Genomic DNA, 12,742 nt, shown 5'->3' on the forward strand with positions numbered 1-12,742 from the left:
GATGCTGTCCGCAGACGAGTCCGCAGAGCTGCGGGAGCTGCAGGGCAAGGCCTATGGGCGCGACGGCGAACTGTCTGCAGCCGAAGCGGCGCGACTGCAGGAGTTGGAACCGACCCGATCGCGAAACTCCCCGGCATCTCCGATCGCTGAGCCTGTCGAAGCGGTCGAAGCGGTCGAAGCGGTCGAAGCTGGAGCCGCGGATCCTTCGACAGGCTCAGGGGTCGGGCTGGGCTCAGAGGTCGGGCTGGGTGCAGAGGCAGCGGAATCGCCGGCCGCTGAGCCTGTCGAAGCCGCCGGCGCGTCAGTTGGATCAGCATCCCACCCCCGCTGGGCGCTCATCGTGGCGGTATCCGCAGCTCTCGTCGTGGGTGTCGGGATCGGGTGGATTGTGTTCGGCCGCGACCCGGGGCCGGCGATCCCGGTCACCGCCGAACAGCAGATTCGCGGAGAGCAACTCGCAGAAGAGTCGAAGTTCGACCCGGGGTCGATCATCCCGATGGCGCAGGACGATGAGGTGCTCGTATGGATGGGCACACGCAACGAGGGCGAGATCACCTGCATGATCATCGAAGATGGCGAACACGACGCGGCATCCTGCGCGCCGACGGATTCCGTCATCGACACCGGACTCCATGGGATGCTCTCGCGCGACGCCCCGTCGGATTCGCCCGAGAACGCCACGCAGATGATCAGCGCGTCGCTGGCCTTCGTACAGGGTGATGAGCCGATCGTGATGATTCAGGGTGGCTGGGTGATGTCGTCCGGACAGGGCTACCTCGACCACTTCACGGATCCGGAGCAGCGCGCGACAGCAGAGAGACTGATCGACCAGGGGTTGGACGAATGGTCGCCGATGCTCGTCGCGTATGACGGAGACACTCAGATCTGGATCGGCACGAGGGTTCAGGGTCAGGAGGCTTGTTTCTTCTATGGGGCAGGACTTGACGCGCCGTCTGCCTGCGGGTCCATGGAGACGGCACAGACGACAGGGGTCGGCATGTCGATGCTGAGTTGGGACGACGACACCCCGAGCGGTGTGTCCGTGACGCTGCGATACACCGAGCAGATGATGCCGTCGATCGTCATCTCACTGTTGCCCGCGTCGGAGGTCTCGGTTGACGCCGAGACCGGCGACCCCATCGAGTTCACGTTCGACGATCCGACGTTCGATGACCTCGTGACCGACGGTGAGACCGGCACGACGGACGAGACCGGCGGCTGAAGCTCAGACGCGATCGGCGAGGATCGCGATCCGCCGGTAGCCGACACGGGTGAGGACCAGCGTCGCAGTCTGCGAGCCCTTGAGGTTCAGCTTCTTCCGGAACGCGGCTGGGTCGATGTCCATGCCGCGCTTCTTGATCTCGACCGTGCCGATGTCGTTACTGCGCAGCACCTGGTTGATCGCCTTGGGGTTCGCTGCCATCACCTCGCGCACCCGGAACGACTGCACGAACGGAGTCGTCAACGCGGCGTCGCCCGTGAGATAGGCGATCTTCTCATCCAGCATGCCGGCATCGATGCTCCGTGCCACATCGCCGATCAGGCGCGCGCGGATCACCGCCCCATCGGGCTCGTGCAGGAAGGCTCCGAGTTCGCGGACGTCTGCATCCACGGCATCCGCCCCAGCGGTGAGTTCGTGCGACTCCTCGCCGCGGATGACCAGCGCCGCACGGCGCACACCCTCGCGCGCCAGCGCGCCCGACCACAGCACGAGCTCGACGACGCTGCCGTCGGCGCTGACCCACTGCGCTTCGGCATCTGCAGGCAGGCTGTCGCGATCATGCCCTGGTCCGAGCTTGATGCCGGTCGGCTTCCGAGTTGCGAGTTCGAAGGCCCAATCGAGTGAAGGGGAGTAGTCGGATGCCGCGACCCGCCGCGTCTCACTGTGACCCGAGGTGCGGCGCGCGGGGTCGAGCCACACGGCCATACGCGTATCTCGGAGAAGTGCAGCATCTTCGGAGGAATCTGCCGAATTCGACCGAAGATTGTGCACTTCTCCGAAGTTGGCGCTCACGAAGTCCTCGGCCGTGCCGTGCTGCACCACAGCATCCGCACCGAACGGGGCCAGGTTGTACGCGGCGATCGCGGCGGTGACCTCGTCGGCATCCACTGCCACCACGCTGAGGCCCGCACCGGCGAAAGCGAGGGAGTCTCCGCCGATGCCGCAGCCGAGGTCCGCAACTCGTGAGATGCCGGCGCGGCGCATGCGTCCGGCGTGCCGGGCGGCGACACCGAGGCGCGTCGCCTGCTCCACGCCGGCCCTGGTGAACAGCATCCGCTCGGCGAAGCCACCGAACTTCGACGCCGCCTTCGTGCGCAGGTGTGCCTGGCCAACGACAGCGGAGACGAGATCGGGGGAGTGCCCCGCCGCCCGCAGTCGAGAGACGGCGCCGGCGACCTCCGCCGCGGATGCGATCGTGCCCACCTCATCGAGCAGCCGAAGGCCTTCGGGGGTGAGCAGCGCGGTCAGCTCGGACATCTCCACTGGTTCAGCCTACGCGGCCGAAACTGGCACTCGCATTGCATGAGTGCCAGCCGACGCCCTACACTTGTGATTAGCACTCTCGGGTTGAGAGTGCGAACAAGTCTTTCGTGTCAGCGTCAAGAAAGAAGAGGTAGACCGTGTCGGTTTCCATCAAGCCGCTCGAGGACCGCATCGTCATCCAGCAGGTCGAGGCAGAGCAGACCACCGCTAGTGGACTGGTCATCCCCGACACCGCCAAGGAGAAGCCCCAGGAGGGCGAGGTCGTGGCCGTGGGCCCCGGCCGCATCGACGACAACGGCAACCGCGTTCCGCTCGACGTCTCCGTCGGCGACCGCGTCCTGTACAGCAAGTACGGCGGCACCGAGATCAAGTTCGGCGCCGATGAGTACCTGGTGCTCTCGGCTCGCGACGTCCTCGCCGTCGTCGTTCGCTGAGCGACTCGACAACAGCGTAGAAGGCCCGGATGCTTTGGCATCCGGGCCTTTCGCGTCCCCGCCAGACAGCCATCGCTCGATTCCTGCCACTGGACATGTCGTAGACCTCGCTGTCTGTCGCCGGGAATAGTGTGGTGCAGTGATACCAGAGCGCAGCAACCAGGCCGCAGGAGTCGCCTACTCGGTCGGCGCCTACCTGTTGTGGGGCTTTCTGCCGCTGTACTTCCTGCTGCTCGTGCCGACCGGCCCGTGGGAGGTCGTCGCCGCACGAGTCGTCTTCTCGCTCGTGTTCTGCCTGCTGCTGCTCACCGTCGCGCGCGGCTGGCGTCGGATCATGGCGATCATCCGGCAGCCGCGACTGCTCGGATGGACGGCGCTTGCCGGGCTGCTGATCTACATCAACTGGCAGGTGTTCCTGATCGGGACGCTCAGCGGCAACGTGGTGGAGACGGCACTGGGCTACTTCATCAACCCGATCACCACGGTGCTGCTCGGCGTCTTCGTGCTGCGCGAGCGCATCCGACGATTGCAATGGGTGGCGATCGGCATCGCCCTCATCGCCGTCGTCGTCATCATCGTGGCGTACGGCTCGTTCCCGTGGATCGCGCTTTCGCTGACGGCATCGTTCGGGACGTACGGTCTGATCAAGAAGAAGATCGGGCCGTCGGTGGATGCCGTGAGCGGGCTCACGCTCGAATCGTTCTGGCTGATGCCGATCGCCATCGTGCAGCTCGTCATCGTCGCGCAGACCGCCGGCATCACCTTCGGCACGGTCGGCACTTGGCACACCGTGCTCATGCTGTTCACCGGCGTCGCCACCGCGGTGCCGTTGCTGCTGTTCGCCTCAGGGGCGCGTCGGATCAACCTCACCGTGATCGGGATGATCCAGTTCATCACTCCGATCATGCAGTTCCTGACCGGCGTGCTGCTGCTGCACGAGCCGATGCCGACCGAGCGATGGATCGGGTTCATCATCGTGTGGATCGCGGTCGCGGTGTTCGTCATCGACCTGTTGCGCGCGGGGCGGCGCGGTCGCCGGACGCGCGTGACTCCGGTCGTGTGAACGGACGCCGCTCCGCCCTGCGTGAAGGCGTTCGGCGGCCGTATTCAACGTGAAACAAGATCGTTAGCGCACCGATACCCAGCAAAAGCGCGCTCGCCATAGGGTGGGATCATCCAGGCATGTACGCCATGCCTGTCGTCGCAAAGGAGCATTATGAACCGCACGCAGACGCGTACGAAGTGGCTTGCCGGCATCGCGCTGGTCGGTGCCTCGGCGCTTGTGATCACGGGCTGCAGCACGCCCGCGCCCGAATCGGCTGAAGAGCCCGGCGGCGACCGTCCGGCCGAGGTCGACCTGACGCTCCAGCTGGGCTCGTTGCTTCCCTCCACGGGCTCGCTGTCCTTCCTCGGTGCGCCGATGGAGGCCGGTGTGCAGCTCGCCGTCTCCGAGATCAACGAGGCAGGCGCCGGCATCACCGTCGAGCTCACCACCGCTGACGAGGGAGACCTCGACAACAAGGCGTACGAGACGTCGATCACCAACTTGCAGAGTGCCGGCATCACCGCGATGGTCGGAGCTGCGTCCTCGAGCGTGACGAAGCTGATCCTCGACGGCAACGCCGGATCAGGCATCCTCACCGTCTCGCCGTCGAACACCTCGGCGGACTTCACGGGCATCAACCCGCTGTACTTCCGCACCGCACCGAGCGACAACCTGCAGGGTGAAGTGCTCGGCAACCAGATCGCTGAAGACGGACACAAGACGCTCGGCATCATCTACCAGAACGACCCCTATGGCACGGGCCTGTTCGAGGCCATCAAGGCCACGTTCGAGGGCACCGGCGGCGAGGTCGTCGGCGAAGCGTCGTACAACCAGGGCGACGGACAGTTCAACGCCCAGGTGCAGACGATCGCTGCCTCGAACCCGGATGCTGTCGCCATCGTGTCGTACGACCAGTTCGCCACGATCGCCCCGCTGCTCGGCAACGCGGGCGTCGACACCGGCGCACTGTACCTGGTCGACGGAAACCTGAAGGACTGGCCAGACCTCGGTGTGAGCCTTGAGGGTTCGAAGGGTACCCGCGCGGGTGCTGAGCTGCCCGACGACTTCATCGATCAGCTGAACGAGGTCTGGACCGCTGAGGGCAACGACCCGATCGACGCCCTGACCTACTCGGCCGAGGCATACGACGCCACGATCCTCATCGCCCTCGCGGCGCTGCAGGCCGTGTCCGTCGAGGGTGAGGACATCGCCGGCGCCATGCAGGAGGTCTCGGGAGGTTCCGGTGAGGGTGAGAAGTGCACCAGCTTCGCTGAGTGCGCCGAGATCATCAACGGTGGAGGCACTGCCGACTACGACGGCTACTCCGGCGACGTCACGTTCGACGACGACAACGACCCGGCGGGTGCCGCGATCGGCGTCTACGAGTTCGACGCCGAGAACGTGCAGACACGCATCAAGTAACACCCATTGAGAAGGGCCTCCGGATGCAGCATCCGGAGGCCCTTCTTCGTGTGTCGTCGCGGGATCGCCGAGTAGGGCGGCACACCTGTCAGTCGAAGTCACACTTGTCAGTGCGAATCACCGGACATCGGCTGACATCCGTGATTCGGACTGACAAGTGTGCCCCGGGCGGCACGTGCACGGGAGACGTTCAGCCGACGGCTGCCGCGTACGCGGCGAGGCGATCGAACTGGGCGTCGCGGTCGGCATCGACGACCTGGGCCTCCGGGTGATTGTCGTGGTGCGCGAGGATACGGCGCGCGCCCTCATCGAACGTGATCGTCGTCGCGAACTCCGGCACCAGGGCCTGCACCTTCGAATTGTCGAACACGATCGAATGCGCCTTGTCGCCCAGCAGCGTCGGGCCGATCTCTGGCGTCAGCGCGGCGATCGCGTCGGATGCGACATGCACGAGTTCGGGCGACGAGACCCCTGCCGCATCTGCGAGCCATCCGTAGATCTGGTTCCACGTGGGCGCATGCGAACCCGTGATCGTGTGCGCCTCTCCGATCGCCTCCGAGCGACCCACGAGTCCGGTGAAGGCGACGGCGAAGTCGTCCGAGTGCGTGATGGTCCACAGGCTCGTCCCGTCGCCGTGCACGATGACCGGTCGGCCGGCGCGCATGCGGGCGATGTCAGTCCAGCCGCCGAGCGTCGGGATCGACTGCTCGTCATACGTGTGCGACGGCCGCACCACTGTGACGGGCAGACCCCGCTCGCGGTGTGCGCCGAACAGCAGGTCCTCGCAGGCGATCTTGTCGCGCGAGTACTGCCAGAACGGATTCTCCAAGGGCGTCTGCTCGGTGATCGGCAGCCGCGCCGGCGGCTTCTGATAGGCGGATGCTGAACTGATGAAGATGTACTGTCCGGTATGTCCCTCGAACACGCCCAGGTTCCGCTCGAGGTCGGCAGGGGTGAACGAGAGGAAGTCGGCGACGGTGTCGAACTCGCGTCCACCGAGCGCCGCCGTCAACGCCGCCGCATCATGGATGTCCGCAGAGATGACGGTCACGCCATCCGGCAGCGCACGCCGTGCGCTTCCTCGGTTGACGACGGTCACGTCGTGACCGCGCTCGATCGAACGGCGTACGCACGCCGCGCTGATGGTCCCGGTGCCGCCCAGATACAGAATGCTCGTCATGAGGACGAGCCTAGGGGAGGAGGATCACGCGGCGTCTCCGAGAGTGCCGAGGTACAGACCGATCACCTTCGGATCGTTCAGCAGGTCGCGGCCGGTGCCCTCGTGCGCGTCGCGGCCCTGATCGAGCACGTAGCCACGGTCGCAGATCTGCAGGCAGCGGCGTGCGTTCTGCTCGACCATGATCGTGGTGACGCCGGCCTTGTTGATGTCGGAGACGCGGATGAACGCGTCATCCTGCCGCACAGGGGACAGGCCCGCCGACGGCTCGTCGAGCAGCAGTACCGACGGATCCATCATCAGTGCGCGCGACATCGCGACCATCTGGCGCTCGCCGCCAGACAGGGAGCCGGCGCGTTGCTTCAACCTGGTACCCAGTTCCGCGAAGATACTGCTGACGAACTCCAGCCGTTCGGTGTAGATCTTGGGGTTCTGGTAGAGCCCCATCTGCAGGTTCTCCTCGATCGTCAGCGACGGGAACACGTTGTTCGTCTGCGGCACGAACGCCACACCTCGTCGGACGAGCTTGTCGGCCTTCAGGCCCACGATGCTCTCGCCGTTGACCGTGATCTCGCCGCCGCGCACCTGCACCATCCCGAAGATGGCCTTCAGCAGCGTCGACTTGCCGGCCCCGTTCGGGCCGATGATGCCGATCAGCTCGCCCTTGCGGGCGATGAGATTCGCGCCGTTGAGGATGTTCACGCCGGGCAGATAGCCGGCGTGCACATCGGTCATCTCGACGACGACGTCTCGTGAGTCGAAGGTGTCCGCGGTCATGACTTCCCCTCCCCGGGGCTCTCGATCTCTGCTTCCGCCTCGGCTTCGATCTGCTCACGCAGCTCGGCGGCCGCGGCATCCGAGATCACCGGCATCCGCCCGGTGACGGCGCCGAGATCGACGTCCTGATGCGCACCGAGGTAGGCATCGACGACGGCCGGGTCGTCCATGACGGTGCTCGGCGGGCCCTCCGCGACGACGCGACCCTCGGCCATCACGACCACCCAGTCGGCGATGTGGCGCACCATGTGCATGTCGTGCTCGACGAAGAGCACCGTCATGCCGAGGTCCTTCAGATCGAGGATGTGCTCGAGCAGCGATTGCGTCAGCGCCGGGTTGACGCCGGCCATCGGCTCGTCGAGCATGACCAGCGACGGATCGCTCATCAGCGCCCGCGCCATCTCGAGCAGCTTGCGCTGCCCACCCGAGAGCGAAGCCGCGAAGTCCTTCTCCTTGGTATCGAGCTTGAATCGGATGAGCAGTTCGCGCGCTCGTTCTTCGATCTCGGCGTCCTGCGCGCGCCACAGGAAGGGGAAGAGACTCGACCAGAACCCCTCGCCGCGCTGACCCGTCGCTCCGAGCTTCATGTTCTCGAGCACGGTCAGCAGCGACAGCGACTTGGTGAGCTGGAACGTGCGCACCTGCCCCATGCGGGCGACCTTGAACGAGGGCACGCCCGACAGGTTCTTGCCCTCGAACGACCACGTTCCGGCGTTCGGCTTGTCGAATCCGCACAGGAGGTTGAACAGCGTCGTCTTGCCGGCACCGTTGGGGCCGATCAGCGCCGTGATGGCGCCACGGGGGATCTCGACATGGTCGACGTCGACCGCGGTCAGGCCGCCGAAGTGCCGCTTCACACCGTCGGCGACGAGGATCGGGTCGACCTTCGCGACACCGGGCTCTGCCGGGCCCTTCGCGAGCCCTGTGGTCTTGGGCCGAGCGATACTGCCCGTTGCGGGCGTGGATTCGTTTGGCATTGCGTTACTTGACAAAGGTCATCTCCCTCTTGTTTCCGAGGATGCCCTGCGGCCGGAAGATCACGATCAGCATCAGCACCACGCCGATCACGATGTAGCGCACCACATCGGCCTGGTTCGTGGTCATCGGCAGAGCGCCGATGCGCGCCATCTCCGGCAGCAGCCCGCCGAGGAAGGCGAACACGACCCAGAACAGCACGGCTCCCAGCGTGGGGCCGAAGACTGTCGCCGCTCCTCCCAGCAGCAGGATCGTCCACAGGAAGAACGTCAGCGAGGTCGAGTAGCTGCCGGGGATCACGGCGGACGGCAGGACGAAGACGATGCCGCCGAGGGCGCCGATGACGCCACCGACCACGAGCGCCTGCATCTTGTAGGCGAAGACGTTCTTGCCGAGCGAGCGCACGGCGTCCTCATCCTCACGGATGCCCTTGAGCACGCGCCCCCACGGGCTGCGCATCAGCGCCCACACGAGCAGCACAGATACGGCGAGCACCAGCAGGCCGAACACGCGCACCCAGAGGTCGTTCTCGTTGTACGTCCACGGACCGAAGCCGTATACGCCGGGCGGGAACGGGTTCATGTCGCGGAAGCTCTGGTGGTACCCCGAGAGCCCGCCGGCCGAGTTGGTCCATTCGCGGAACAGGTCGGTGAGGAAGAGCAGCCGCACCACCTCGGCGGTCGCGATCGTCGCGATGGCGAGGTAGTCGGCTCGCAGGCGCAGGGTCGGGATACCGAGGACCAGAGCGAACGCCGCACCGGCGAGAACGCCCACGAACACGCCTGCCCACCAGGGGAACCCGAAGCTGAGGATCGAGATCGCGTACCCGTAGCCGCCGACCGCCATGAAGGCGGCCATGCCGAAGTTGAGCAGCCCGCCGTAGCCGAAGTGCACCGCGAGTCCGGTCGCGGCGAGCGCGTACGCGATCGTGGTGGGGCTGAACAGGTACGAGGCGGTGTTGCCGAAGATGTTTCCGAAGTCCATGCGTCAGCCCAGCCTTTCCCTGCGCCCGAGCAGGCCTTGCGGCCTGACGAGAAGGATCACGATCAGCGCGACCAGTGCGGTGGCGTACTTGAGATCAGATGGCACTCCCAGCAGCGTCGAGACCTCGACGGCGAGGCCGACGATGATCGAGCCGATGAGCGCGCCGATGGCGGAGCCGAGACCGCCGAGCGTGATGGCGCAGAAGATGAGCAGCAGCATCTGCATGCCCATGTCCCACTTCACGCCGGGGCGGAAGTACGCCCACAGCACGCCGGAGATCGCGGCGAGCACTCCTGCGAGCACCCAGACGATCCGCACGACCTTGTCGACGTCGATTCCGGATGCCGCGGCCAGCTGCGGATTGTCGGAGATGGCCCTGGTGGCCTTGCCGACCCTCGTGCGGGTGAGGAAGAAGGCCACACCGAGGATGACGACGAGGCTCGTGCCCATGCCGATCATGTCGATGTACGACAGTGAGATCGGCCCGAACTTGATCGGCGCAGGACTCGCTCCCTGCAGCTGGAACGTGCTGCCGCCGACCATGTACTGCAGGACGTAGCGCAGGGCGAGCGAGAGGCCGATGCTGACGATCATCAGCTGCACGATGCCGAGGCCTCTTCGTCGCAGCGGACGCCAGAGTCCGGCATCCAGTGCCAGACCCAGCAGGCCACCGCCGATCACCGCGGCGATGATCCCGAGCCAGAGGGGCAGCTGCCAGAAAGTGGTGAAGAGCAGTGCGACGACCGCACCCCAGGTGACCATCTCACCGTGGGCGAAGTTCGACAGGCGGGTGGTGCCGTAGATGAGGGCGGCGCCCATGGACGCGAGTCCCAGCAGCAGTCCGAAGTTCAGCCCGCCGACGATGCGGGAGAGCAGCTGATCGATGAACGACGTCGTCTCCCGCACGCCTTCACCCAGGAAGAGATTCACGATCTTCGTGTTCGTGAGCGCGAACTCGACCTCCTGCGAGGCGGAGTCACCTTCGACGATCACGCCCTCCGGGAGCGTGTCCTCGTCGACGGTGAGGGTGTAGGCGTCCTTCTCCGGAACGTAGAGTCGCCATTTGCCTTCGGCATCGGTCTCGGTGTCGGCGTCGAAGCCGTTCCCCTCGATCTTGACGGTGACGTCGGGGATCGGTTCGTCATCGAACGTGATCACCCCGGCGAAGTAGAAATCTGTGACTTCCTGGCCGTCGTCCGTCTCGTCTGCGAGAGCGGATGCCGGTGGTTGGAGCACCAGAGCTGATAAAGCGATCAGCACGCCGAGGAACGCGACCAACCATGGCCGGACGCGACGGACGGCTGTAGACGTGGGTCCCACGCAACCTCCACTGTGAGTGCTCGCCGCGGCTTCGGGTCGACTGCGGGCTGGGTTTGAGCGTAGTGCGGGAATCGGCGATTCACTAGCCACGCGGCCGATTGTTGACACAGGCGTGACGTGACGGACGCACGCGAGAAGCATTCGGGAATGTTCTTCAGCCGACGGCGTTTAGAATCTGTACAGGCGACACACCCCCAGGTCGTATACACGCGCGCAGGAGGCTCATCAATGGACCAGCACGATCCGTTCGGTTTCGTAGGACTCACCTATGACGATGTGCTGCTCCTTCCGGGTCATACCGATGTGATCCCCAGCGAGGCAGACACCTCGTCGCGAATCACCCGTCGCATCTCGGTCGCGACGCCGCTGCTCTCCAGTGCGATGGACACGGTCACCGAGTCCCGCATGGCGATCGCCATGGCGCGTGAGGGCGGCATCGGCGTCCTGCACCGCAATCTCTCGATCGCCGATCAGGCCGCGCACGTCGACCGCGTCAAGCGCAGCGAGTCGGGCATGATCACCGATCCGATCACCACGACCCCGGATGCGACCGTCGAAGAGGTCGACAATCTGTGCGCGAAGTATCGCATCTCCGGTCTGCCGGTCGTCGACCCCGATGGACGCCTCGTCGGAATCATCACGAACCGCGACATGCGCTTCGTGTCTGGCTTCGAGCGTCAGAGCACATTCGTGAAGGACGTCATGACCTCGTCCGATCTGGTCACGGCGAAGGTCGGCGTCGCCGCCGGTGAGGTCATCGCACTGTTCGCGAAGCACCGCGTCGAGAAGCTGCCGCTGATCGACGACGACGGCAAGCTCGCCGGCCTCATCACCATCAAGGACTTCGACAAGAGCGAGAAGTACCCGCTCGCCACCAAGGACGACCAGGGGCGGCTGCGTGTCGGCGCTGCGATCGGCTTCTTCGGCGACGCGTGGGAGCGTGCAGAGGCGCTGCGCGACGCCGGCGTGGACATGCTCGTCGTCGACACGGCGAACGGCCAGTCGCAGGGCGTGATCGATCTCGTGCAGCGGCTCAAGGCCGACGAGTCGTTCGAGCACATCGACATCGTCGGCGGCAACGTCGCGACGCGTGAGGGCGCGCAGGCGCTCATCGACGCGGGTGTGGATGCCGTGAAGGTCGGTGTCGGGCCAGGGTCGATTTGCACCACCCGCGTCGTGGCCGGTGTGGGCGTGCCGCAGGTGACCGCTGTGTACGAGGCCTCGCTCGCCGCTCGCCCCGCCGGCGTGCCGGTGATCGCCGACGGCGGTCTGCAGTACTCCGGCGACATCGCGAAGGCGCTCGTCGCCGGTGCGGATGCCGTCATGCTGGGTTCGCTGCTCGCCGGAACGGACGAGTCGCCGGGCGAGATCGTCTTCCAGTCGGGCAAACAGTTCAAGCAGTACCGCGGCATGGGCTCGCTCGGTGCGATGCAGACCCGCGGCAAGCAGACCTCGTACTCGAAGGACCGCTACTTCCAGGCCGACGTCCCCAGCGACGATAAGCTCATCCCCGAAGGCATCGAGGGCCAGGTGCCGTACCGCGGCCCGGTGTCGGCTGTCGCGTACCAGCTCATCGGCGGACTTCGGCAGTCGATGTTCTACGTCGGCGCCCGCACGATCGAAGAGCTCAAGACGCGCGGCAAGTTCGTGCGCATCACCTCGGCAGGGCTCAAGGAGTCGCACCCGCACGACGTGCAGATCGTCGTCGAGGCTCCCAACTACAAGAGATAGACCTTCTTCGACGAAAGGGCGGATGCGGCGGCATCCGCCCTTTCGTGTGTCCGAGCATCGGCGTAGCGTGCTGGCATGTGCCGTAACATCGTCCCGTTGAACAACCTGGAGCCCGCCGCGACCGACGAGGAATGTCACGATGCGGCAGTGCAGTTCGTGCGCAAGATCTCCGGAACGAACGCACCGTCGAGAGCCAATCAGGCGGTCTTCGATCGTGCTGTCGAAGAGATCGCGCAGGCGACCCGTGCTCTTCTCGACGGCCTCGTCACCTCTGCGCCGCCGAAGAACCGCGAGCAGGAGGCGTCCAAGCGCCGCGCCCGCTCTGCCGAGCGCTATGAGGCGATCCGGGTCTTCCAGGAGGAGAAGCGCGCTGTGCGCGCCACGACCTGAGG

Annotated in this window: 12 protein-coding genes; 6 read left to right on the forward strand and 6 right to left on the reverse strand. The window is 65.7% G+C overall.

The genetic code is table 11. The features are described 5' to 3' along the window. Window position 1 precedes the first annotated feature (1 nt). Entirely contained in the window at window positions 2-1,222 is a 1,221-nt protein-coding gene (locus tag HDC95_RS00345; protein WP_259061206.1) for a hypothetical protein, read from the forward strand. Between the two features lie 3 nt (window positions 1,223-1,225). Here the strand turns inward: HDC95_RS00345 and HDC95_RS00350 are convergent, their stop codons facing one another. Next, the gene (locus HDC95_RS00350) at window positions 1,226-2,485 is read right to left on the reverse strand and encodes a class I SAM-dependent methyltransferase (protein WP_259061207.1); all 1,260 of its coding nucleotides are present in this window, start codon (window positions 2,483-2,485) and stop codon (window positions 1,226-1,228) included. Window positions 2,486-2,622: 137 nt separating this feature from the next. On the opposite strand from HDC95_RS00350, the gene groES reads away from it, so the two are divergent. From groES to HDC95_RS00365, 3 genes are all read left to right on the forward strand, one after another. Then, the gene (gene groES, locus HDC95_RS00355; protein ID WP_033104978.1) at window positions 2,623-2,919 is read left to right on the forward strand and encodes a co-chaperone GroES; all 297 of its coding nucleotides are present in this window, start codon (window positions 2,623-2,625) and stop codon (window positions 2,917-2,919) included. Between the two features lie 139 nt (window positions 2,920-3,058). Then, a complete protein-coding gene (gene rarD / locus HDC95_RS00360) occupies window positions 3,059-3,982 on the forward strand; it encodes an EamA family transporter RarD (protein WP_259061208.1) in 924 nt (307 codons plus the stop codon). Between the two features lie 153 nt (window positions 3,983-4,135). Further along, entirely contained in the window at window positions 4,136-5,386 is a 1,251-nt protein-coding gene (locus HDC95_RS00365) for an ABC transporter substrate-binding protein (protein WP_259061209.1), read from the forward strand. Window positions 5,387-5,576: 190 nt separating this feature from the next. Here the strand turns inward: HDC95_RS00365 and HDC95_RS00370 are convergent, their stop codons facing one another. The 5 genes from HDC95_RS00370 to HDC95_RS00390 are packed head-to-tail and all read right to left on the reverse strand — an operon-like array spanning window position 5,577 to window position 10,619. Continuing rightward, window positions 5,577-6,566: an NAD-dependent epimerase/dehydratase family protein gene (locus HDC95_RS00370; protein WP_259061210.1), complete on the reverse strand. Its 990-nt coding sequence runs from the start codon at window positions 6,564-6,566 to the stop codon at window positions 5,577-5,579. 24 nt (window positions 6,567-6,590) lie between these two features. Next, the gene (locus tag HDC95_RS00375; RefSeq protein WP_259061211.1) at window positions 6,591-7,340 is read right to left on the reverse strand and encodes an ABC transporter ATP-binding protein; all 750 of its coding nucleotides are present in this window, start codon (window positions 7,338-7,340) and stop codon (window positions 6,591-6,593) included. Then, window positions 7,337-8,317 carry an ABC transporter ATP-binding protein gene (locus HDC95_RS00380; RefSeq protein ID WP_259061212.1) on the reverse strand — a complete coding sequence of 327 codons (981 nt, stop codon included), beginning with the start codon at window positions 8,315-8,317 and terminating at the stop codon, window positions 7,337-7,339. Before HDC95_RS00380 ends, HDC95_RS00375 begins: the two co-directional genes overlap by 4 nt. A 4-nt stretch (window positions 8,318-8,321) precedes the next feature. Next, window positions 8,322-9,299, reverse strand: coding sequence for a branched-chain amino acid ABC transporter permease (locus HDC95_RS00385; protein WP_259061213.1), 978 nt, complete (start codon window positions 9,297-9,299; stop codon window positions 8,322-8,324). A 3-nt stretch (window positions 9,300-9,302) separates the two neighbouring features. Then, on the reverse strand, window positions 9,303-10,619 hold the full coding sequence (locus HDC95_RS00390) for a branched-chain amino acid ABC transporter permease (protein ID WP_259061214.1): 1,317 nt from the start codon (window positions 10,617-10,619) through the stop codon (window positions 9,303-9,305). Between the two features lie 228 nt (window positions 10,620-10,847). Here HDC95_RS00390 and guaB point away from each other — a divergent pair, with 228 nt between their 5' ends. Continuing rightward, window positions 10,848-12,350: an IMP dehydrogenase gene (guaB, locus tag HDC95_RS00395; protein ID WP_259061215.1), complete on the forward strand. Its 1,503-nt coding sequence runs from the start codon at window positions 10,848-10,850 to the stop codon at window positions 12,348-12,350. Window positions 12,351-12,425: 75 nt separating this feature from the next. Next, a complete protein-coding gene (locus HDC95_RS00400; RefSeq protein ID WP_259061216.1) occupies window positions 12,426-12,740 on the forward strand; it encodes a DUF2277 domain-containing protein in 315 nt (104 codons plus the stop codon). Window positions 12,741-12,742 lie beyond the last annotated feature (2 nt).

It is taken from the genome of Microbacterium sp. AK031, from assembly GCF_024807145.1.
Lineage (GTDB): Bacteria > Actinomycetota > Actinomycetes > Actinomycetales > Microbacteriaceae > Microbacterium.